Genomic DNA, 23150 nt, shown 5'->3' on the forward strand with positions numbered 1-23150 from the left:
CAGAAGATCAACTGGGCTGGTTCCGGTCCGGAACGGGGGAAGGGTGCCTCCGACCGCCGAAGGACGTCCGGTTCCGCCGCTGCTCGGCCGGCAGGAGGAGTGCGCCGCCCTCGACGCCCTGCTGGGCACGGTCCGCGACGGCCTGAGCGGCGCGCTGGTGCTGGTCGGGGAGCCGGGCATCGGCAAGACCCGGCTGCTGGACTTCGCGGCCGCACAGGCGTCGGACGTCCTGGTCGCCAGGGTGGTCGGCATGGAGGCGGAGACGCAGCTCGGGTTCGCCGGGCTGCACCGGCTGCTCCTGCCGTTCCTCGACCGGACGCCGGCGCTACCCGCCCCGCAGCGTGCCGCGCTCGGCGCCGCGTTCGGGCTGGTCGCCGGCCCGCCACCGGACCGAGTCCTGGTCGGGCTGGCCGCGCTCACCCTGCTGTCGGACGTCGCCGTCGAGCGGCCGCTGCTGTGCCTGGTCGACGACGTGCACTGGCTGGACCGCGAGACGGTGGAGGTGCTGGCGTTCATCGGGCACCGGTTGCAGGCCGACGGCATCGGCATGGTGCTGGGCACCCGCGACGAACAGCCGGTCGGGCAGGTCCTCGCCGGGCTACCGGTGCTCGCGCTGCACGGCCTCGCGGCGCCGGACGCGCGGCGGTTGCTGCTGGAGACGGGCGGCACCGTCGCCCCCGGCGCCGTCGAGCGGGTCATCGAGGAGACCGGCGGCAACCCGCTGGCGTTGCTGGAGCTCGGCGGTGAACAGATCACCGGTCCGCTCTCGCCGGCGCCGCTGCCGGTCGGGCCGAGGATGGAGGCGCACTTCCTGCGCCGGGTCCGGACGCTGCCGGCGGACACGCAGACGCTGCTGCTGCTCATCTCGGCCGCCTCGACCGGTGACCCCGGCGAGCTGTGGCAGGCCGCCACCGACCTCGGCGTGGAACTCGACGCCGCGGAAGCCGCGGTGGCCGCCGGAATTCTGACCCGGCGGGACCGGCTGGCGTTCCGGCACCCGCTGATCCGCTCCGCCGTCTACGGCGGCGCCGTGGCAGGTGTCGGACCGCTCCCCTGTCACCGATCGGCTGGTCGAGGCCTGCACGGTCCGGATCACCGAAGGGCATGCGCGGGCGCTTCCGCTGATGCGCGCGGCCGTCGCGGCACTGTGCACCGACGACCTCGTGCAGGCGGGCATGCCGATCTCGTTCGTGGGGTGCTTCGCGGCCGAGGAGTCCTGGGACGACCGGGGGTTCCGGGCGGTGGCCGAGCGGATCCTGACGCTGAGCCGCGAGCGTGGCGGGCTGCACGCCGTCAATGACACGCTCAAGGCACCGACAAGCGATCGCCCGGCTGAACGAGACACTGATCGTCACCGAGCTCGCCCGCGCCCACCTGCTCTACGGCGAGTGGCTGCGCCGCCGCAAGCGCCGCGCCGACGCCCGGGTGCAGCTGCGCACCGCCTACGACATGTTCACCGCCATGGGCGCGGCCGGTTTCGCGGAACGGACCAGGGTGGAGCTGCTCGCCACCGGCGAGCAGGCCCGCCGGCGCGACCCGCGGACCGAGCACGACCTCACCCCGCAGGAGCGGCAGGTGGCAGGTCTGGCCGCCGACGGTGTCACCAACGCCGAGATCGCCACCCGGTTGTACATCACCGCCTCGACCGTGGAGTACCACCTCAACAAGGTGTTCCGGAAGCTCGGTGTCACGTCCCGCCGGCAGCTCGGCGCCGCGCTGCGCACCGACACCTGACCCCAGCGGGCGCCCGCCGTCGACACCCCAGCGGGCGCCGCCCGTCAACGACTGGGGTGTGACCCCGATGCGAGCGGTCACGCCCCGGTGGTTTCGTGACGTCACCACCGTTTCGCCGTTGCGGAAGGACGTCATGACCGGACCCCCTGTGCTGTTCATCCACGGTCCCTGGCTGCACGCCAGCTCGTGGGGCCCGTGGATCGAGCTGTTCGGCGCGGCGGGCCATCGGGCGTCCGCGCCGGGCTGGCCAGGGCATGCCGACACCGTGCAGGACGCCCGCGACAACCCCGAGAGCATCGCCGACCACGGCATCGACGACATCGTGGAGCACTACACCACCCTGATCGCCGCGCTGCCGGACCTGCCCGTCCTGGTCGGGCACTCCCTCGGCGGGTTCATCGCCGAACGGCTGCTCAGGCAGGACCTCGCGGCCGCCGCCGCCGCCGTCGCCGTCGACGCCGCACGGATCACGGACATGCCGCCGGCACTGCCGCTGTTCAGGAACCCGGCCAACCGCCGCAAGGCGGTGTCGCTGACCGCTGAGCAGTTCCGGTCCGTCTTCGGCGGCGCCGTCAGCGCGCAGGAGTCGGCCGAGTTGTACGACCGCTGGAGCATCCCGGCTCCCTGCAGGCCGCTGTTCGAGGCCACCGCCGCCGGCTTCGACCCGCACCGCTCCGCGAACGGGGACCCGGCCGACCCTCCGCGTGGCCCGTTGCTGCTGATCACCGGTGACGGGCAGCACCGTGCCCCGGCGACCCGGGCGACCGACGTCGTCGCGTTCCCCGACCGCGGCCACTGCCTGACCATCGACAGCCGCTGGCGGGCGGTCGCCGACGCCGCCCTGACGTGGCTGCGGGACCGATCCCTGTCATCGCCGCACACGGAGCCGCACACAGAGAGGAGCTGACGATGTCGGACGTCAACGAACCGAACTTCGCCGTCATGCCACGTACCGTCATCTGACACAAGCGACGCCCGCCGCCGGGGCTCTACCGTCCGGTCATGGCCAACATGTGGTTCACCGTCCTGGGGCCGGTCCGGGTCTGGCGGTCCGACGCAGAGGTCGACCTCGGCGCCCCGCAGCAGCGGTCCGTGCTCGCGGTGCTGCTGGCCCGGGCCGGGCAGCCGGTCGGGCTGGCGGAGATCGTCGACGTCCTGTGGGGCTCGGACCCGCCGGCGTCGGCCGTCAACGCGGTGCACCGCAGCGTCGGGATGCTCCGCCGGGCCCTGGAGCCGGACCTGGCGACCCGCAGCGCGGGCCGCTGGCTGACCCGTGCCGGCGGCGGGTACCGGCTCGACGGCGACGCCGACACGGTGGACCTGCTCCGGTTCCGGCGGTTGCTCGCGCAGGCCAGAGCCGCCGGCGACGCGGGGTCCCGGGCCGCGCTGTTCGGGCAGGCGCTGGACCTCTGGCAGGGGCCCGCGGCCGGCACCGTCGCCGCCGAGATCCGCGGGCTGCCGATCTTCGCCGCGCTGGACCGAGAGTACGAGGCCACGGCCCGTGAGGCGGCCGACGCCGCGCTCGCCGCGGGGGCACCGGCGGTGGTGCTGCGGGCCGTGGAGGCCGCCGCCGACCGGGCCCCGCTGGACGAGGCGTTGCAGGCACGACTCATGCTGTTGCTCGCCGCGACCAGCCAGCAGGCGGCGGCGCTGCGCCGCTACGACACCGTCCGGGCCCGTCTGCGCGACGACCTCGGCCTCGACCCCGGTGCCGAGGTGGCCGCCGCACGCGACCGGGTCCTGCGCCCGACCGCGCCGGACCTGTCAGCCGTGCCGGCGCCGACCGTGCCGGCGACCCCGCGGGTCGCCCAGCTGCCACTGGACCCGGCCACCTTCACCGGCCGCCGCGCCGAGCTGACCGCCGCCCTGGCCCTGCTGCCCGGCGACGCGTCCCCGGCCTCGGTCGTGATCGGCTCGATCAGTGGCATGGCCGGCATCGGCAAGACCACCCTTGCGGTGCACTGGGCGCACCGGGTCGCCGGCCGCTACCCCGACGGCCAGCTGTACGTCGACCTGCACGGCTTCTCCCCCACCGGGCAGGTGATGGACCCGTCCGAGGCCCTGGCCCGATTCCTGGAGGCGCTCGGCGTCCAGCCGCACCGGATCCCGGCGAGCCTCGATGCCCGCGCCGCGCTGTACCGCAGCGAACTGGCCGGCCGGCGTATGCTGGTGCTGCTCGACAATGCCCGCGACACCACCCAGGTCCGCCCGTTGCTGCCCGGCACGGCCGGCTGCCTCGTGCTGGTGACGAGCCGCGACCGGCTCGCCGGGCTCATCGCCTCCGACGGCGCCACCCCGATCCCGCTCGGCCTGTTCTCGCCCGACGAAGGCCGCCAGCTGCTGGTGCACCGGCTCGGCGCCGCACGGGTCGACGCCGACCCCCGGGCCGTCGACGAGATCGTGGGCCGGTGCGCCGGGCTGCCGCTCGCCCTGGCCATCGTCGCCGCCCGCGCCGCCACGGACCCGCACCTGCCGATGGGGGTCCTGGCCACGGAGCTGCGCGACGAGGGCGGCCGGCTGGACACGCTCACCACCGGCGACCCGGACAGCGACGTCCGGACGGTGTTCTCCTGGTCGTACCGTGCGCTCAACGCCGACGCGGCACGACTGTTCCGGCTGCTCGGTTTGCACCCCGGCACGGACGTGCCGGTCCTCGCCGCGGCGAGCCTCGCCGGGCTCGCGCCGGGACGGGTCAGGCCGCACCTCGGCGAGCTGGTCCGCACCGGCCTCGTCACCGAGCGCACCCCGGCCCGGTTCGCCTTTCACGACCTGGTCCGGGCGTACGCCGTGGACCTCGTCCACACCGTCGAGCCCGACGCGGAACGCGGTGCCGCCGGTGCCCGGCTGGTGGAGCACTACCTCCACACCGCGCACCGGGCCGCGCTGCTGCTGGCGCCGGGGCGGGAACCGATCGTCCTCACCGCACCCGGGCCGGGCACGACCGTCGAGCCGCTCGCCGACCAGGACCGGGCCCTGTCCTGGCTCACCGCGGAATACCGGGCGCTGCAGGCATTCGTCGCCCGCCTCGCCGCCACCGGGGCGGACGAGCTCACGTGGCAGCTGGCGTGGACGCTGGACACGTTCCAGCGCCGCCAGGGGCATGTGCACGATCTGGTCGCCAACCGCAGGACCGCGCTCGCCGCGGCACGGCGCCTGGCCGACCCGGCGGTCCTCGCCGACGCGCACCGCGACCTCGGTCACGCGCTGACCGGGGCGGGGCGTCCGGAGGAGGCGCGCACCCATCTCGCCGCCGCCCTGGACGGCTACAGCGCCCTCGGTGACCTCGCCTGCCAGGCCCACGTCGAGCGTGGCATCGGCTACTCGTACCAGGTCGGCGGCCGGTACGACCGGCTACTGCTGCACTGCCAGCGGGCCGAGAAGCTGTACCGGGCCGCCGGGCACCGGCTCGGGCTAGCCAAGGCGCTCAACGAGATCGGGTTCGCGTACACCAGGCTCGGTCAGCCCCGCCTCGGCGAGCCGCGCTGCGAGCAGGCGCTGGCGCTGTTCCGCGAGCTGGGCGACCGGCACGGCGAGGCGGCATGCCTGGACAGTCTCGGCGCCATCCACCACAGCCTGCACGATCACCCGCAGGCGGTCCGTCACTACCGGCGGGCGGTCGAGCTGTACACCAGGGAGGGCGACTCGTGCCAGGAGGCAGCGTCGCTGATCAGGCTGGGCGACGTGCACCACGACGCCGGTGACGCCGACGCCGCGGGGCTCGTCTGGCGGGTGGCGCTGCGCATCCTGCAAGGTCTGCAGTCGCCGCAGCCGGAGCTGGTCCAGCCGAGGCTGGACCAGCTGGCCGGCGGACTCAGCGCAGGAAGTCGATGAGCAGCCTGGTCATCTCGGCGGGCCGCTCCTCGTAGAGCCAGTGGCCGGAGCCCTCCACCACGGTGCCGGTGACATAGGTGGCGTTGTCCGTTCCTGTGGAGGTGGTCGCGGCGTCAGGTGGTGGCTCGGGCCGCCGACTCGATGACCGTGGTCACCACGTCCGGCCTGGACACCATCGACAGGTGCGCCGCCTTGACCTTCGTGACCTTGCTCCTGGCCCGGTCGGCCATCTGCTGCTGCAGGGCAGGGGGCAGGATGTTGTCGGCGAGGCCCAGCACGTACCAGCTCGGCAGCGCCTTCCAGGCGACGGGCCCGGAGGGCTCCAGCAGTGCGCTGAGCGTGACCGGCCGTTGCGCGGCCGCCATCGTCGCCGCGGTCGCGGCGGGCAGGTCGGCAGCGAACACCTGCGGGTAGACGGCGGTCTTGATGTACAGCTCGGCGTCGTCGGCGGGTGCCCCCGGGTACTGCACGACGTCGAACAGGGCGGCCGGGTCGCCGCCGGCCTGCAGGCCGAGCACCGACTCACCCTGGTCGGGAACGAACGCGTTGACGTACACGAGGGCCGCCACGTCAGGGTCGGACAGGGCGGCGTTGCTGATCACGGCGCCGCCGTAGGAGTGCCCGACGAGGATGACCGGTCCGGTGGTGCGCTGCTGCGGCCCGGTGCGTCACAGGTCTGGCGTGTGGCGGCCCTTGACACGTCTGCGTCCAGGACATAGCCTGCCGTCAAATTAGCAGGAAACTTAACAATTGCCGGAGGATGCCGTGCCTCGTTCCCCGCGCAGCCTGCTGCTGGCCTCCGCCACGGCCGTCGCGACCGTTGCCGCCGGCGTCGCCTGGGTGCTGGCAGGCTCCCCGGCCAGCGCCGCGGTGAGCCTCTCCGACGTCGTGCCCGCACCCGTGTCGGCGCAGCCCGCGGCCGGCGTGACCTACACGCTGCCGTCGAACGCCGCGATTCAGACCGCGGCCGGCGCCACCGACGTCGGCGACTACCTCGCCGGCATCCTCCGCCCGTCGACCGGTTACGCGCTGCCGGTCTCCACCACGACCGGCACGCCGGCAAGCGGCATCGCGCTGCTGCTGTCCGGCGCCGACCCCAGCGTGGGCACCGAGGGCTATCAGCTCGACGTGACCGCCGCCGCCGTCACGCTCCGCGCCCAGACCACGGCAGGGCTGTTTCACGGAGTACAGACGCTGCGGCAGCTGCTGCCGGCGACCGTCGAGGCGCGGACCGTCCAGAGTGGACCGTGGACGGTCACCGGGGGCCGGATCGTCGACTTCCCGCGGTACGGGTACCGCGGCGCGATGCTCGACGTGTCCCGGCACTTCTTCGCCCCCGACGTGGTGAAGCGGTACATCGACGAGATCGCGCAGTACAAGATCAATACGTTGCACCTGCACCTCTCCGACGACCAGGGCTGGCGCATCGTGATCGACGCCTGGCCGCAGCTGGCGACCGTCGGCGGCAGCACCCAGGTCGGCGGCGGCGCGGGCGGCTACTACACCAAGGCGCAGTACTCCGACCTGGTCTCCTACGCGGCGTCGCGGCAGATCACCGTCGTGCCCGAGATCGACATGCCGGGGCACACCAACGCCGCGCTCGCCTCCTACGCGCAGCTCAACTGCAACAACACGGCCCCGCCGCTCTACACCGGCACGGCCGTCGGCTTCAGCTCGCTGTGCGTCGGCAAGGAGGTCACCTACACGTTCGTGCAGCAGGTGCTCAACGAACTGGCCGCGCTCACCCCCGGGCCGTACCTGCACATCGGCGGCGACGAGGCGTCGAGCACGCCGCCGGCGGATTACACCACCTTCATGAACCGCATCCAGCCCTTCGTCGGCACCGCCGGCAAGACCGTCATGGGCTGGCACCAGATCGGGCAGGCCACCCACACGACGAACCGGGTCGCGCAGTATTGGGGAACCTCCACATCGGACGCCGACCTGAGCGCGGCGGTGAGCAAGGGCGACAAGATCCTGCTGTCGCCGGCGAACAAGGCGTACCTCGACATGAAGTACACCAACTCGACCCCGCTGGGCCAGACCTGGGCCGGCCTGATCGAGGTGCAGACCGCCTACAACTGGGACCCGGGCGCCTACCTCGCAGGCGTTCCGGCCAGCGCGATCCTCGGCGTCGAAGCTCCGATGTGGACCGAGACGATCACCAACCTCGCCGGCATCGAGTTCATGGCGTTCCCGCGGCTGCCCGCACTCGCCGAGCTGGCGTGGTCGCCGCAGTCGGCACGCAACTGGGACACCTTCAAGGTCCGGCTCGGCGCCCAGGGTCCACGGTGGACGGTCCAGGGAATCAACTTCTACAGCTCGCCGCAGGTGCCGTGGGGCACGCAGCCGACGACCCGCAGCGCGTACACCCAGATCCAGGCCGAGAGCTACACCGCGCAGTCCGGCACGCAGACCGAGACCACCACCGACACCGGCGGCGGCCAGAACGTCGGCTACGTCACGCCCGGCGACACGCTCGCCTACGACCTCGACTTCGGCGCGGCGTCGCCGGCCTCGGTCACGACCCGGCTGGCCTCCGGTGCGGGCAGCGGCACCATCCAGTACCGCCTGGACTCCGCCACCGGCCCGATCATCGCCAGCGTCCCGGTCACCTCCACCGGCGGCTGGCAGGCCTGGACCAGCACCACCACCAACCTGACCGGCACGGCCACCGGCGTGCACCGGCTGTACCTCACCTTCACCGGCACCGCGGGCACCGACTTCGTCAACCTCAACTGGCTGCAGTTCACCGCCGGCGGCCTCCCCAACGCCTACAGCGTCCGGCAGGCGGAGAGCTTCAGCAGCCAGTCCGGCACCCAGACCGAGACCACCACCGACACCGGCGGGGGCCAGAACGTCGGCTACATCACGCCCGGCGACTGGCTCGGCTACGCAGGCGTGGACTTCGGCACCCCGACCGCGGCGTCGGTGACCACGCGGCTGGCGTCCGGGGCGGGCAGCGGCACCATCCAGTACCGCCTGGACTCCGCCACCGGCCCGATCATCGCCAGCGTCCCGGTCACCTCCACCGGCGGCTGGCAGGCCTGGACCAGCACCACCACCAACCTGACCGGCACGGCCACCGGCGTCCACACCGTGTTCGTCACGTTCACCGGCACCGCGGGCGCCGACTTCGTCAACCTCAACTGGTTCCAGTTCAACCGGTAGCGCGGATTCGGCATGTCGGCGCGGACCTTGCGCCGGAAGGACTCGTCGGACACCAGCTCGGCCAGCGACACGGACGCTATCGACGGCTTCGGATGCTCGTAAACCCTTACCCGACCCCTGTCCACGATGTCCACAGTCGACAGATGACGGTCCGTGCCCACCGGATCCGACGCGCGGCCGCCCTGGGAATTCCACCGGGTAGGGGTTTACCCAGCGTAGTTCGGGGTGTGGCCGGAGCCCGGCGCCGCGTTAGCGTGCGGGCACTGGCGGGTCATGTCGGCCCGCCCGAAGCCAACCGTCCGGATGGGTTTCCGCATGTTCGCCAATGGCCTGATCAAACACATTGCAACGCACCTCGGAAGGGCCGGCTTCTTCACCGGAGCGGTCGTGCCCACCGAAGTGCTGATGACCTTCCGCGACCGCCCGGCCGGGCCGGCCCCCGGTGCGCCGCCGACCTCGGCTTCCGCCGGCTTGCGGTGAGCGTGGTGCAGTGGCTACCGCGCGACGACGGGTCGCATCACCGGACTCCAGACAGGAGTCGAACCGCCATGTCGCGGTGACCTGGACCGCGACACCGCCCCGTCGCCGCCTATTCGAAGAACTTCAGGCCGAAGCCGAGGTCCGTGGTGGGGCCGGGGACGTTGGCGCGGCGGTAGGTGACGCTGCCCCACCAGACCGCGGTGCCGGTGTACCAGTACCGGTTGGACCACGAGTACGGGGTGCCCTTGGCGACCGCGTGGTACATCGTCGGAAACCGGTTGCCGGACGGCGGGCTCGTCGCGATGTCGCCGCGTTCGAGGACGAACGTGTGGTGGCCTGGCCCGTCGACGTACAGCGTGGGGTCCCAGCCGGTCATCATGTTCGGCGCGTAGGAGCCGAAGAGGCAGCCGTTGCTCTTGTACCAGTCCCACACGTAGGTCGGGTCGCCACCGGCCCGTAGCCTCAGGTCGGCGAGGCAGTACTTGCTGCTCCAGCTGCCGTTGGCGGAGTACACGATGTGCAGGCGGCCGTTCGGGTCGAGAATCGGCTGCGGTGCCTCGTTGATGTAGGGGTTGCCGACGGTCCGCTCCCATGCCTCCCGCGGCTGGGAGATGACGTACCGGGCGCCGGTGGTCGTGGTCGGGCCGGTCATGCGGGCGATGTAGAGGTTCTGCTCGACGTTGGTGTCGCCGGCCCAGCCGGACCACACGAACCAGCGTTGTCCCTGGTACGTGAACGGCACCCCGTCGATCGCCCACTTGTCGCCGGGGAGCGCGACCTTCGTGGCGGCCGAGTAGCCGGAGTCGGCAGTCGCGGAGCTGATGTGGTACATGCGGTGGGCGGCGCTGCGGCCGGCGGAGAAGTAGACGTGGTAGCGGCCGTCCTGGTGGACGATCTCCGGCGCCCACACCTCGCCGAGGTCGCCGGTGTCGCGCCACACCTGCTTCTTCGGCGCGGCCGCGATGCCGGCGAGCGTGGTGGCGGTACGGATGGCGATGCCGCCGTCGACGGACTTCGCCGCGACGTACAGGCCGCCGACCTTGATGACGCTGGGATCGGCGCCGCCGAGCGTGGTCGCGCCCGCGTCGGCGGCCCTGGTCGGGGCGAGCACGAGCACGCCGAGAAGGGCCACACCTCCGATCAGGGCATGCCGAAGCTTCGCCATGATTCGTCCTCCCGGTCACCTGCATCGGGTCGCTGCTACCGAGTCTCCCTATAGACGCGCGGCAATCAATGACCTGGACGAAATCGTAAGCTTTATTTAAAGTTCGCCGCCAGATGGACTGTGGCCGGGACGCTCGGCATGTCCCGCGTCGACCAGGCGGATCAGGGCCGGTAGCGCCTGCGTGATGACGTCGCTGTCGCGCGGATCCAGCCGCTCGAACAACGTGTCGAGGGTTGCGGCGTGATACGCGAAGGTGCGGGCGCGCTGCTCGCGACCGGCCGCGGTGAGCTCCACGAGCACGGCCCGCCCGTCGCCGGGGTCGGCGACGCGCCGCACCAGTCCGGCCTTCTCCATCCGGCCGACCAGTTGCGTCATGCCCGGCTGGGAGACCCGGGCCAGCCGTGCCAGGTCGGTCACCCGCCCGGGACCGCGCTCCGCCAGCAACCGCAGCACGGTCAGCGCGACCGAGCTGGGCTGTTCCGGCCCTTGCAGCTGGCGTAGCAGGTCGACCAGACCCGACAGCACCGGCAGTAGCTGTGACCCGGGACTCGCACCGGACTCCGTTTGCATAACCCCATTATGCATCTAGAGTGGAAACCACTGATGTTCCTTCTTGGCGGCCGCACCGAGCGACGGCTCGACGTCGCGCACCGCCGGCATCCTGTCTCCGCGGAGGTGAACCGGTGAGTTCCGCTGCCGGTCAGTCGTTGTTCAAGCAGCCCCGGGCGGTCTTCGCCGTCGCCTTCGCCTGCGTGGTCAGTTTCATGGGCATCGGGCTGGTCGATCCGATCCTGCCGGCACTGTCGGAGAAGCTGCGCGCCACGCCCAGCCAGGTCAGCCTGCTGTTCACCAGCTACCTGCTGGTCACCGCGGTCGCCATGCTCTTCACCGGCTGGGTCGCCAGCCGCATCGGCGCAAAGGCGACCCTCATCACCGGCCTCAGTCTCATCGTCGTCTTCGCCGCGCTGGCCGGCCTTTCCGGCTCGATCGGCGGCATCGTGGGCTTCCGGGCCGGCTGGGGCCTGGGCAACGCGCTGTTCATCGCCACCAGCCTGGCGGTCATCGTCGCCTCGGCCACCGGCGGCTTCGCCGGCGCCATCGTGCTCTACGAGGCGGCCCTCGGCCTCGGCATCGCCGCCGGCCCGCTCATCGGCGGCCTGCTGGGCAACATCAGCTGGCGCGGCCCGTTCTTCGGCGTCTCCGTGCTCATGGCGATCGCCCTGCTGGCCACCGTCATCCTGGTCGAGCCGACCCCGAAACCGGCCCGGCCCACCCCGCTGTCCGCACCGATCCGGGCCCTACGGCATCGCAGCCTGCTCACCATGGGCATCACCGCGCTGCTGTACAACTGGGGCTTCTTCACGATGCTCGGCTACGCCCCGTACCCGATGAAGCTCAACGAGATCCAGCTCGGGTTCGTCTTCTTCGCCTGGGGACTGCTGCTGGCCTTCTTCTCCATCACCGGCGCGCCCTGGCTGCAGCGCAGGTTCGGCACCGCACCATCGCTCTACGGCGCGCTCGGCGCGTTCGCGGTGCTGCTCCTGCTGATCGGCGTGTTCACCGAGAGCCGCTGGACCGTCATCGTCTGCGTCGTGCTGTCCGGGGTCATGGCCGGCATCAACAACACGCTGACCACCCAGGCCGTCATGCTGGTCTCTCCGGTCGAACGCCCGATCGCCTCCGCCGCGTACGGGTTCGTCCGCTTCATCGGCGGCGGCCTGGCCCCCTACGCCGCCGGCAAGATGGTCGACCAGTGGAACATCCACGTGCCGTTCGCCGTCGGCGCGGTCGCCGTCGTGCTCGGCGTCCTCGTGCTGTCCACCGGCCACGGGCCCCTCACCGCAGCCGACGCCGCCATGGCCGCCGGCACGCCGCACGGCTCCGCCGACGACGTGGCCGGCGAGGTCGCCGACGAGTTCGGCGGCGCCCCGGACGCCATCGACTTCGAGAAGACCACCGAACGCCGATGACCGACGACGGCCGACCGGGCATCGTCCGCAATCGACGACGTCAGCAGGCCATCAGGCCGACGATGTCGGCCGAATCGCCCATCCCGCAGGGTAGCCGGCGGCTTTAGCGTCGGGGCGGTGAAGCTGAGGACACTCTTTCCGACGGCGTACTACTTCGCGATGAGCCGATTTCCCAGCGGAGCGTTCAGCGAGGAGCTCGATCTCGCGGTGGACAGCAGCGGAATGCCGGCGTTGCCACCCGATTCGCGTGAACGCGAAGTCGCTCGCTGGCTGATCGGTTGGATGCCGGATTCGCCTCCGTCGATCATGACTGTGTCCGTCAACGAAGACGGCGAGGGAGCCGCGGCCGAATCGCCCGGCGCGCTCGCGGACAAGCAGCTGGCGGTGGGCGAGTTCGCCATCTTGGTCACCGACGTCAACCTGCGCATCAGCGCGTACAAAGGGCGCGACTACGACAACGACCCACTCGACGGTCAGAAGCGCGGCGGCGTCGTGGCCGCCCGCTGGCCCCTGGTGACCATCGACGAGGTGGGCTACGAGAAGGACGTCATCCAGATCGAGACGGCCACACCCGGCACCTCGCTCGGAGGCGACAACGCCCTGCCCGGCTCACGGTCATGGGGAACCGGGTTCGCGTTTCGCCGCAAGAACCGTGAGTGCGCCGAGTCCATCGCCGGCGCTGTGGCCCGTGCCATCCTGGCGGGCGACGCGGACCAGGAGACGAAGCAGCGCGCGACCGCGATTCTCAACGGCCGGTGGGAGGCGGGCAGCGGCTTGAAGGCGGGTGGTACGGTCGCACGCTTTCGTCCATCCGCTTGACCACGTTCGAGTGTCCTCGTCCGATGAGCCACGCCCTCCCCGGGTGAGAACCCGGGGAGGGTCATGGTGCCATGGTGCGGATAGGCGGGAAGACCCGCCGGACGCGCACCGCCGTCGTGCCGGCTGCGCTCGAACTCGTCGGCGCTACACGCCCGGGCCGACCTCCAGTGTGCCGAGCCCGGCGTCGCCCTGATGCCACGTGGTGGTCACGGCGACGTACCGCGCTGCGGCGCCCACCTGGACCGAGCCCAGCCGCGTGCCCGCCGCGACCGAGCCGACGTCGGTGAACGTCAGGCCGTCGTCGCTGACCGACACCGTCACCGCAGGCGCCCGCGCCCCGTCCCAGGTCAGCGCGACCGTGCCGATCGCGGCGGACCGCCCCAGATCGACGACCATGCGCCCGTCCGGTCCTGGGACCCAGGCGGTGCCCCGGTCGCCGTCGACAGCGGCGGACGGCGGCGTCATGCCCTGCGGCAGCACGGACGCGGGGAAGATCTCCGTGCCGAGCGCGAGATCCGCGACCGGGTACGGGCGGGCGGAGGAGAAGGACACCGTCTTGACCATGCCCGTCGGCGGCAGGCCGGCGCCCAGCACCTCCCCGGTCTCGAGGTTGCGGAGCTGCACCGAACGGGCGGTGCCGTTGGAGGAGACGTGGATGGTGCGCGCGTCGTCGACCACGGCGGTCAGTCCGGCCGGGGCCGTCCCCTTGCCCGGCGTCACCGCGGTGACCCGCGGGGTGAGCACGACGGCCGAGCCCGGGCGGAGCGTCACGTCCAGCACGGAGGACGTCGCCCCGACGCGCTGTGTGCCGGCATACAACGGAACAGCACCGCCGCCGTGCGGGATCGTGACCGCCGTGGTGGCCCCGGTGCCGGAGAGGTTGAAGACGACCAGGAAGCCGTCGACCAGCGCGGCCTGCGTGGCGGGGTTCGACGTCGTCGGCTCGGGGCGCGCAGCCTGCGCGGCCGTCGCGGCGGCCGTGCCCGGCACCATCTCGATCAGGCGCGGCCCCTGGCCGCCGTCGGCGAGGCGGATCACCTGCTGGGTGTCGCTCGCGCGGGAGACGGTGATCGGGGCGTCGGAGCCGCGGACGACGAACCCGCCCTTGTTCTCGACGGAGATCCACCCGCCGTCCGACTCGAGCACGCGGTTGCCGGTCTCCCGGTGCCGCGCGACGTCCTGCCAGGTGACGCCGTCCGTCGAGGTCTGCACCCGGTATTCCTCTCCCGCCGCGGCCTCCCAGCCGAGCTGCACCTGCGACAGCGCGGTGGGCCCGCCGAGGTCGACCTGGATCCACGAGTCGCTCCGGAGGCGGTCCGCCTTCGACACGGCCCAGCGCGTGGTCGGGCTGCCGTCGGTGACGGCGCTCGCGGGGAAGCCGGTGTCGGCGCTCGACGCCGTCACCGGGCGTTTGGCCGCGACGTCCGTGCCGTTCGGCTCGAACGCCCGGAAGTGGTACAGCGAGTAGCCGTACTGGGCATTGCCCCGCACCCCCTGCATCCGCACGTAGCGCGTCGTGACCGGCGCCGGTGCCGTCTGCCCGGGCGGGGTCAGGTCCACGGTGTCGAGGCGCGCGACGTTGACGTCCGCCGGAGCGTTGCCGTAGGCCGCGGCCGTGCGCCAGATCTGCCCGTCGTCGGAGACCTGCACCAGATAACGGGCGCCGGCCGCCGACTCCCACGCGACGCGGACCGAACCCAGCTGGGTCGGGGCACCCAGGTCGACCTGAAGCCAGGAGTCCGGCCGGGTGCGCTCGGCGACCGAGACGGCCCACCGGGTCGACGGGTCACCGTCAGTGACATGGGCCGCCGCGTACCCGCTCGCGGCGTCCTCACTGGACGCCGTCGCCGGCCGGCCGGCCGCGACATCGGTGGGCGCCGTCGAACCGTCGCCGGGACCGTACGCGTGCAGCGAGTACATGGAGTAGCCGTACTTGGCGTTGCCCTGCTGGCCGAGCATGCGCACGTACCGGGCGGTGGTGGGCGCGCCGAACGTGAGGTCGTCCACGCGGGCGGCTTTCGCGTCGGCCGGGTCGGCGGGAATCCTGGCCTGCGGGGCGACCGTGGCGGTGCCCTCGGCTGTCGTGTAGGTCCGCGAGCCGTCGAGCCCGAACGCGCCGCCCATGTCGAGGTTGCGCACCGACACGATGCCGTCATCGGCTCCGGCGCCCGTGGAGGCGTAGACCGCCGCGCCGGTCGACAGCGTCGCCTGCCCCGCGTAGCCGGACCCGACCTGGAACACCGACGCCGTGCCGTCGAATCCGTCGCGAGGCCGTGTGTACGTCGTGACGTCGCGGGACGCGATCTTCGCGCTCGTCGACGGGTACAGGAACGGCGTCGCGCCCGAGACCTGGAACAGCCACGAGTCGTGGCCGGGCACCCACGGGAACTTGACGTACCCGGGCTTGCTGAGGGCGGCCGCCCACGCCGTCGTGGTCTGTTGCATGACGATCCCAGCGCTGGCACCGTAGTCGCGCATGCCGGCGGCGGCGGCAAGGGCCTGCGCGTCGGTCAGCGGCTGCACGGGCCCGGCGGCCGAGTTGGCTGCGTGGTCGTGCAGCAGGTAGGAGATCGCGATCTCCGCGCGCGCCTCGGGCTCGTACTTCGCCTCGCCGGAGAACTTCGTCAGCCGGTTCGTCGGCGCATACGCCTGATAGGCGGCCAAGCCGGCGGCCAGGTGCTTCTCGGCGGTCACCGCCTCGGGGCGGCGCAGTACCTGACCGACGAACGCCAGCGGGATCACGTCGCGGCCGTAGAGGAACTCGCGGTCGGCGACCATCGGCATGAAGGGCTCACCTTGCGCCGACATGCCGAGTTGGAGCGAGTTCCACAGCTCGGCCGAGTTCGGCTGGCGCAGCAGGACCTCGGGCACGGGCCGGCCGTTGAGGATGAACTGGATGGAGTTGCGGCCGCCCGAACGCCAGATGTCCGACTGGTAGTGCGGTGCGTACGCCCCATGGTTCTCCACGAGGTAGGTGTCGCGGATGTTGTGCATCGTGTTGCTCGAGATCGGCGCTCCGCCGACCTGCGCCGGATTGTTGCGGTCCGCAGTCGGCTGACCGGCCGCGTTCCGGGCCCAGGTGTTCAGCTGGTCGGTCCAGCGTCCCGCGTCGGGGTCGTCGGGCGCCCATGCGACGCCCGGGGACAGCGCCTGCGTATAGACGCCGGACTCCTCCAGCGCCGTGTCTCCCTGGTAGGCGCCGTCGGGCCACCGCGCGTCCCAGCTACCAGACAGCGGGTCCTGCGCGAAGTTCAGGTCGGCGGCGTACTTCGCCTGGCCTGTGGCGATGGTCTTGAGGTTCGCCTGCGTGGCCGGGTCCAACTCGGCCCACAGCAGCCTGCCCGCGTCGAGGAAGTACGACTCGAACGTCGAATCCCAGAAGAGCCTCTTGCCCCAGGTGCCGTTCGCCCGGACGAGCCGGTTGTCCGCGGCGAACTTCCTGATCGTGGCCAACGTGTGCGCCCGCAGCACGTCCTTGCTCACGCCGGCGAGTTCGGCGTCGTACTCGCCGTGCGTGAGCAGGACGGCGTTGCCCAGGACGACGGCGAAGTTGAAGTCCGTCAGCTGGTAGGCGCCGGCAGCCGGGTCCCACACTGTCTCGACCCACCGGGTGTGCCGCAGCAGTGCCCCGTAGTAGTCCGCGGCGATGGCGTCAGGGGCACCGAAGGCGGGGGCGTCGTCAGCGACCGCCGCGGGGCCGACGAGCACGGTCGCGACGAGCGCCACGGTCGCGGCGGATGCCGCAACGGCGGAGAGCAGGCGGCGCATGTGTTGCCCTTTCAATTGGCTGAACCGAACCCGAGCCCTTGGCGCAGAAAGTCCCATGGGATGCCGGCCGATCAAAGAGTTTCGTGGCTCCGATCGGCCGGCGTCAAGACACTAATACGAATTATCACGCGCTGGCAGGTCACACTGCAGAGACGCAGATCTGGTTCAGCGTCAGGTGCCACGCCGCGGGCGCGCCGTCGTCGTCCTCGGTGGCGTTGGCGCTCATGAGCCACTGGTTCCCGTAGAAGCTGCCGGGCCACAGGTTGTGCAGCACGACGTTGCCGGTGCCGCCGACGATGTTCGCGCCGCCACCGAGGGCGACCTTGCCGACCGGGCAGGGCTGGCTCTTGCCCTGGCTGCCCGACCCGGGGGTCGTCGAGCTGGTGCGGATGACCAGGCCGGTGAGCGAGGAGGCGCAGATCCGGTAGGCGGTCACGCTCCAGGCGGCGGTCGTCGCGGAGTTGTTCTCCTCGTACGCCCGGACGTAGACGTGATCCGACGACGGGATCACATCGGTGACGCCCACGTCGCCGCCCGCCCCGGCGAGCGCCCAACCCATCCCGATCAGCGCCCTGCCACCCGTGCAGGTCGACGTGATGTCCTTCGGCGACCTCGAGTCCGGGGTACTGGTCACGCCGACGATCTCGTAGTTGATCAGTTCCACGTCGGGTGCGCAGATCGCGCGGACGGTCAGGCTCCAGCTGCCGGAGAACCCGTTGCCGTCCTCGAACGCGTGCGCGTACACGGCCCGCGTCTCCGGCCGCAGGATGTCGACGACGACCTGGCCGAGGCCGGTGTTGGTGACCCCGGCCCCGACGACCCTGGTGCCGGCCGGGCACTCGGCGTACGCCTCGTTGTCCGGGTCACTGTTGACGCCGCTGCTGTCCTCGACGATGTCGAGCCCCGAGATGCCCGAAGCCGACGCCGGCCCGGCCAGCACGGCGGTCGCCGCAGCGGCGATGAGCGTCAGCGCCGCGACGGTACCGAGTCGCCGGCCCCACCTCGCGATGGTGGTGTTCATGTCCTTGTCTCCACCTCTCGTGTGATTTCGGCCCACCGGGATCGGCGGGCCGCACACGTGGAGACACGCGCTCGACTTCAGCACAACGTCAAGGCAACGTACGAGTTCGGTAAGGAACCGGCTCCGGGATCTTCCTGGTCCCGGCCGAGCTCAGCGAAACCATGATCGCGTGAACCTACAGTTCGAGACCGGTAACCAGAGGCCTCCAGGCGGACATTCCCAGATATGGAACCAGACGACGCGGCCGCTCGAAGGCGCTTCGAGGAACTGTTCGAGGCCCACTACGCGGAGTTGACGCGTTTCGCTACACGTCGGGTAGGCGCCGACGCGGCGGGCGACATCGTCGCCGGCACGTTCCTCATCGCCTGGCGCCGGCTCGGCGAGCTGCCGCCCGACCACGCCCGAGCCTGGCTCTACTCCACCGCCCGGCAGGTCATCGCCAACGAGCTGCGGGGGCGGACGCGCCTGCAACGGCTGACCGACAAGGCGGCCGCCGGTGGCGACGTCCACGCGCCGGACCACTCGGCCCAGGTCGACGAGCAGATGCGCGTCCGTGCGGTGCTCGCCGAACTGTCCCCGGCCGACCAGGAGGTCCTGCGGCTCATCGAATGGGAAGGGCTGGACGTGGCCGAAGCGGCGCTCGTCCTGCGATGTACGCGCACAGCGCTCAAGGTGCGGCTGCACCGGGCGCGGCGACGATTCGCCCAGCGGTTGCTGGCGACGGACGAGCAGGACACCTCGACGGCCCGGCGCACCCGGCCATCCATCGTTCCCCAAGGGAGTACCAGTCCATGAACGACACTCTGGGCCGCCTGCGCGCGGCCGACCCGGCGCTCGCCATGCCCGAACCCGATCCGCGCGACTCGCAAGCTCAGGCCCTGCTCGAGCGGGTCCTCGCCGTGCCACAGGTGTCACCCGGGCGGCGCGGACGTCGCCGGCTCGTCGCCGCGGTGGCCGGTGCGACGGTGGCCGCCGCCGCCACCGCGTTCTTCGTCGCCGGACCCGCCGCTGCGTACACGGTGGACAAACACGCCGACGGGTCGATCGCCGTCTCGTTCCGCGCCGACCGCCTGAAGGACACGGACAGGCTCAACGCCGAACTCGCGCGGGCCGGCGCGCGCACCGTCGTCATGCGCATGGTCCCGGCCGATCGGTGCACGACACCGCTCGACATGGATCCGATGTTCCCGTTCCTCACCACTGCGACTCCCGAGCAGCTGAACCGCTATCCGGTCTCCTACCGGTTCCAGGACACAGGCGTGGTCATCACCGTCCGGCCTGACAAGATCCCGGCCGCCGACACCCTGGCCTTCGGCTACGCCATCCGCGACGACCCCGACGGCCGCACCACGATCGCGGTCCCCGCGGTCGTACGCACCTTGCCATCCTGCATGGCCATCCCGAACCGCCCCCGGCGGTGACACGAGCGGCGTCGGGTACCGATCGTGGTACCCGACGCCGCCTATGCTTCCGGGGCGGGAGTGAGGGGTGGGCCGCCGTGGCCGGGCAGGCCGCGGTCGGGTGGGATCGTCTCCTCGACCGGTGCGGCGGCGGTGATGCCGTGGCCGCGGGTCTGGCCGGACAGGCGCCGGTAGTAGGCCGCGATCACGTCCAGCGGCGCGCGGGCGGCCCCCAGCAGGTCGGCGGCGGCGTGCTCGACGACGTCGGCCTCGTGCGTCTCGAAGGCCCGCACGCCGGCGAGCAGGGCGGTCTTCACGTCGCGCAGCAGCTGGACGTCGGCGTGGGCGTAGGTGTGGCACAGGGCCGTGACCCGCCGGTGGTCCTCGCCGGTCAGCAGCAGCTCGCGTACCGCGGGGGCGCTGTGACGGACCAGCGCGGCGTGGGTGGTGCCGGACAGGGCGGCCAGGGCGGCGTCGTACGCGCTGACGTCCTGGGCCGGGTCGCAGAAGCCGACCGTCTGCCGCCACAGGGTCCGCAGGTCCTCCTGCAGCAGCCCGTCGAGGTAGCTGACGAGGAACCGCCGGTGCGCCTCGAGCACGTACTGGGCCTTGAACGGGGTCAGTTCGGCCGGGTCCTCGCCGGCCGTCGCGGTGGCCGTGGTGAAGCCGTAGTCGGCGCTGAGCGCGTTCTCCATGCCGACGACGAGGTACACGAGACGCACCCAGGACCGGAAGAGCTCCTCCAGGGGCAGCGAGCGCAGCCCTTCCTCGGTCAGCACGACGCCCCAGCGGGAGCCGAAGCGCAGCCGGCGCAGGTGGCCGATGTGGTACATCGCGAGCTGCGCGTCGATCTCGGCGTGGGTGTGGTGCAGCACCTTGCGGTAGGCGGCGGTGGCGTCGAGGCCGGCGTGGTTGCGGATGATGTGCGGTCCGCCGACGTGCAGGTGCAGGAACTCGCCGACGTCGAACACGGCGCCGCCGATCGCCATCCAGTAGCCGGCCTCCGGGGTGTTGCGCCGGGCGAGGTCCGACACGTCGAAGCGGGGGCCCTGCTGGGCGTGGCCGAGGTACGTGGTGAAGACGTCCTCCCCGAGCCGCCCTTCGGCGACGAGGCGGCGCAGGAACTCGCGCCCGTCGCCGGGCATGATGCCGGTCAGCGCCCGCACGACGGCGGCCGCGAAGTCCGCGCTGCCGCAGATGTAGACGTGCGCTCCGCCGCCGCCCTCGTCCGCCGGGCGCAGCAGCTCCTGGAGTGCTTCGGCGTCGACCCGCACGGCGTCGTCGACCCGGTGCCGCTCGCCGTCCCCGGCGACGTGGCGCTGTCCGTCGAAGGTGACGGCGGCGTCGGCGCGGGAGAACGCGACGTGCAGCCGCAGCCGGCCGGCCGAGGCCGCCGCGTCGAGCCCGTCGTGCTCGACGAACTCCGAAGGTGTCCGCAGGCCCCAGTAGAGCCGGTCGGGCACGGCGCCGGTGCGGGCGGCGACGAACGCGAGGAACGGGGCGATGCCGGAGCCGGCCGCGAACATGAGCACCGGCCGTGCCGGGTCGGCCGGCAGCCGGAACCGGGGCGTGGGCACGATGCGCAGCGACACCTTCGCCCGGTCTTCCAGGCTCGCCCGGCGCAGGAAGTGGGAGGCGGCGCCGCGCCGGTTGCGCGGGTACGACCACGGGGTGCGGGCAGAGGCGTACTCCAGCCCGCCGACGACCAGGTGCAGCGCGGTGACTGGGCCGTCGGGCGGCGGAGCGGAGGCGATGGAGTACAGCCGCAACGGCTCGGGCGGGATCACCGCGCAGATCGCGTCGGGCTCGCCCGGGTCCGCCTTCCAGAGCCGGGTGACGTCCCAGCCGCCGGCGTGCAGCAGGTTGAGCACGTCCCAGAGCTCCCACTGGTCCTCCATGCGGGCGTCCACGATCCGCCCCCAGGAGCCGACGGCGCTCAGCCGGGCGAGCCGCTTGGCCACGCCGCGGCCGATCGGGCGCAGCTGGGCGAAGCGCAGCAGCGTGCGCAGCGGCAGCACGTCGACGTCGCCGTCGTAGCCGGCCCGGGCGGACACCGCGGCCTGCCAGGCCGGGGTCAGCCGGACCAGCTCGTCGCCGCCGGCCTGCAGCGCGGCGACGGTGCGGGTCACGAGGTCGTCGTCGTGCTCGGCGAGGATGCCGACCCGGTCGCCGGGCTGGTGCTGCACGCCCTGGCCGGTCACGTCGAGCTCCAGGTAGCAGGTCCACGCGCCGTGCTCGGCGGTGACGACCCGGCCGCGGCGGGCGGTGCCGAACACCACCGGCGGCCCGACCGGCGGGCGCCGCTCGTCGCGGACCACGGCCAGCTCCGCGTCGACCCGGTCCCAGGTGCGGTCCTTGAACAGGCCCGTGAACCGGGCCCCGGTGGTGACCTGACGGCCGACCTTGAACGCCACCTCGAGGAAGCCGTAGGCCTTGATGCGGTGCAGCCCCATCCAGCCCCGGTCGCCGGCGTACGCGTCGAGGACCGCGTTGTAGACGCCGCGCAGCGCCTGGTTGCGGGTCTGCTCGACGTACTGCCGCACGGACACCTCGCGCAGCGCCGCCACCAGCTCGCGCCAGTGCCGCGGGAAGAACCCGGCCAGGTAGACGCTCTGCTGGCCGACCAGCGAGCCGTAGGCGCGCCGCTCCAGGAACGCGTCGATGGCGTGGAAGTGCGGCTGTGCGGTGCCGCTGGGGCTCGGGGCGCCGTCGAAGATCGGCACGCCCGCGGTGCCGACCGTCTTGGCCCACAGCACCTGGTCGAGCGGGTGCCGTCCGCGCGGGTTCGGGTCGATCTGCGGATAGACGGCCTCGGTGACGTGGCGCAGCCCGCCCAGCATGCCCAGCAGCGCGCGCTCCAGCCGGGCCGGGTCGTCGGCGACCACGGCCTCCTGTGCGTCGAGCATCGCCGCCAGCACCGGGGTCAGGCCCATCGCGAACTCGGTGGTGACCAGGTAGAAGACCCGCTCGGCGGCGTTGTCCCAGGTCGGGACGAGCAGGTCGAGGTTGTCCAGGGCCCGCGGGCCCGACGGGTCCTTCAGCCGCCAGTTGTAGAAGAAGAGGTCGATGTACGACACGGCCGGCATCGCCTTGCCCAGCCGCCGCGACACCGTCGTCCACGGCCGCAGCAACGACTCCGGCAGGGCCTTGGGCGGGTCGACCGCCATGTACTGGTAGGCGTGCGCGAACACCCCGAGCATCGTCGAGGCGCGCAGCAGGTACCTGTCCGGCAGCGCCTCGGGCCGCGCGTCGAGCACCGGCAGCGCGTCGAACGCCCGGCGCAGCGCCAGCCGGCGGAACAACTCCGGCAGCCTGCCCGTCATGTCGTCCCACGCCCGGTGCGACTCGGGGAACGCGGTGAGCGGCGGCTCGACCGGCAGGAAACCGTGTGCGAGGGACAGGAACCCGTCCAGCTCGTGCCCCACCCGGCGGTTGTGCGCCTCGGCGTTGTCGACGACCGCCCGGGCGGGGACCGTGGGCGGGCCGACCAGCCGGAGCGAGGTCCGCTCGCCCGGGTCGATGAACGCCGTCGCCTCAGGATCGATGAAGAGCCAGTGGATCTGGTACCGCCCGATGCGCAGCACCTCACCGGCGGCCAACGCCCGGCGGGTCACCCGCTCCTCACCGGCGAACGTCCCGTTGGTGCTGCCCAGGTCGGTCACCTGCAGCGTGTCGCCGGCCGCCTCCAGCCTGGCGTGGCGCCGCGACACGTCCCGGTCGTCGAGGACCACGGAGGCCACCTTGCCGTCGCGGCCGAGCGTGGCCGGCAGCGCGCACACCCGTTCGGTGCG

General features: G+C 72.2%; 16 protein-coding genes. 10 read left to right on the top strand and 6 right to left on the bottom strand.

Annotation, left to right across the window (positions count from 1 at the left end):
- The first annotated feature begins 43 nt into the window (after nt 1–43).
- The 4 genes from AB0I21_RS40045 (at nt 44) to AB0I21_RS40060 (ending at nt 5565) form a co-directional block, all read left to right on the top strand.
- Nucleotides 44–1300: an ATP-binding protein gene (locus tag AB0I21_RS40045; protein ID WP_360568912.1), complete on the top strand. Its 1257-nt coding sequence runs from the start codon at nt 44–46 to the stop codon at nt 1298–1300.
- Complete coding sequence (locus AB0I21_RS40050) at nt 1297–1734, top strand: helix-turn-helix transcriptional regulator (RefSeq protein WP_360568913.1); 438 nt, start codon at nt 1297–1299, stop codon at nt 1732–1734. The genes AB0I21_RS40045 and AB0I21_RS40050 overlap by 4 nt, the downstream gene beginning before the upstream one ends.
- 133 nt (nt 1735–1867) lie before the next feature.
- Nucleotides 1868–2641 carry an alpha/beta hydrolase gene (locus AB0I21_RS40055; RefSeq protein ID WP_360568914.1) on the top strand — a complete coding sequence of 258 codons (774 nt, stop codon included), beginning with the start codon at nt 1868–1870 and terminating at the stop codon, nt 2639–2641.
- A 95-nt stretch (nt 2642–2736) separates the two neighbouring features.
- A complete protein-coding gene (locus AB0I21_RS40060; protein ID WP_360568915.1) occupies nt 2737–5565 on the top strand; it encodes a BTAD domain-containing putative transcriptional regulator in 2829 nt (942 codons plus the stop codon).
- A 113-nt stretch (nt 5566–5678) separates the two neighbouring features.
- On the opposite strand, the gene AB0I21_RS40065 is transcribed toward AB0I21_RS40060, so the two are convergent.
- Entirely contained in the window at nt 5679–6197 is a 519-nt protein-coding gene (locus AB0I21_RS40065; protein ID WP_360568961.1) for an alpha/beta hydrolase, read from the bottom strand.
- 133 nt (nt 6198–6330) lie between these two features.
- On the opposite strand from AB0I21_RS40065, the gene AB0I21_RS40070 reads away from it, so the two are divergent.
- A complete protein-coding gene (locus AB0I21_RS40070) occupies nt 6331–8736 on the top strand; it encodes a family 20 glycosylhydrolase (protein ID WP_360568916.1) in 2406 nt (801 codons plus the stop codon).
- 303 nt (nt 8737–9039) lie between these two features.
- On the top strand, nt 9040–9216 hold the full coding sequence (locus AB0I21_RS40075) for a hypothetical protein (protein ID WP_360568917.1): 177 nt from the start codon (nt 9040–9042) through the stop codon (nt 9214–9216).
- 109 nt (nt 9217–9325) lie between these two features.
- On the opposite strand, the gene AB0I21_RS40080 is transcribed toward AB0I21_RS40075, so the two are convergent.
- The gene (locus AB0I21_RS40080; protein WP_360568918.1) at nt 9326–10381 is read right to left on the bottom strand and encodes a glycoside hydrolase family 43 protein; all 1056 of its coding nucleotides are present in this window, start codon (nt 10379–10381) and stop codon (nt 9326–9328) included.
- A 96-nt stretch (nt 10382–10477) separates the two neighbouring features.
- Nucleotides 10478–10951, bottom strand: a complete 474-nt coding sequence (locus tag AB0I21_RS40085) for a MarR family transcriptional regulator (RefSeq protein ID WP_360568919.1) — start codon at nt 10949–10951, stop codon at nt 10478–10480.
- Between the two features lie 113 nt (nt 10952–11064).
- Between AB0I21_RS40085 and AB0I21_RS40090 the strand changes: the two genes are divergently transcribed.
- Nucleotides 11065–12351: an MFS transporter gene (locus AB0I21_RS40090; protein ID WP_360568920.1), complete on the top strand. Its 1287-nt coding sequence runs from the start codon at nt 11065–11067 to the stop codon at nt 12349–12351.
- A 117-nt stretch (nt 12352–12468) separates the two neighbouring features.
- Nucleotides 12469–13170 carry a hypothetical protein gene (locus AB0I21_RS40095; RefSeq protein WP_360568921.1) on the top strand — a complete coding sequence of 234 codons (702 nt, stop codon included), beginning with the start codon at nt 12469–12471 and terminating at the stop codon, nt 13168–13170.
- A 144-nt stretch (nt 13171–13314) separates the two neighbouring features.
- On the opposite strand, the gene AB0I21_RS40100 is transcribed toward AB0I21_RS40095, so the two are convergent.
- Both AB0I21_RS40100 and AB0I21_RS40105 read right to left on the bottom strand, forming a co-directional pair.
- Nucleotides 13315–16938 (bottom strand): discoidin domain-containing protein, encoded by a 3624-nt coding sequence (locus AB0I21_RS40100; RefSeq protein WP_360568922.1) that lies wholly within the window; start codon nt 16936–16938, stop codon nt 13315–13317.
- Between the two features lie 139 nt (nt 16939–17077).
- Entirely contained in the window at nt 17078–17959 is an 882-nt protein-coding gene (locus AB0I21_RS40105) for a hypothetical protein (RefSeq protein WP_360568923.1), read from the bottom strand.
- 225 nt (nt 17960–18184) lie between these two features.
- Here AB0I21_RS40105 and AB0I21_RS40110 point away from each other — a divergent pair, with 225 nt between their 5' ends.
- Both AB0I21_RS40110 and AB0I21_RS40115 read left to right on the top strand, forming a co-directional pair.
- Nucleotides 18185–18754, top strand: a complete 570-nt coding sequence (locus tag AB0I21_RS40110; RefSeq protein WP_360568924.1) for a sigma-70 family RNA polymerase sigma factor — start codon at nt 18185–18187, stop codon at nt 18752–18754.
- Nucleotides 18751–19380 (top strand): hypothetical protein, encoded by a 630-nt coding sequence (locus tag AB0I21_RS40115; protein ID WP_360568925.1) that lies wholly within the window; start codon nt 18751–18753, stop codon nt 19378–19380. Before AB0I21_RS40110 ends, AB0I21_RS40115 begins: the two co-directional genes overlap by 4 nt.
- 41 nt (nt 19381–19421) lie before the next feature.
- On the opposite strand, the gene AB0I21_RS40120 is transcribed toward AB0I21_RS40115, so the two are convergent.
- Nucleotides 19422–23138 (bottom strand): FHA domain-containing protein, encoded by a 3717-nt coding sequence (locus AB0I21_RS40120; RefSeq protein WP_360568926.1) that lies wholly within the window; start codon nt 23136–23138, stop codon nt 19422–19424.
- Nucleotides 23139–23150: the final 12 nt, after the last annotated feature.

The organism is Dactylosporangium sp. NPDC050588 (assembly GCF_040654975.1).
Taxonomy (GTDB): Bacteria; Actinomycetota; Actinomycetes; order Mycobacteriales; family Micromonosporaceae; genus Dactylosporangium; species Dactylosporangium maewongense.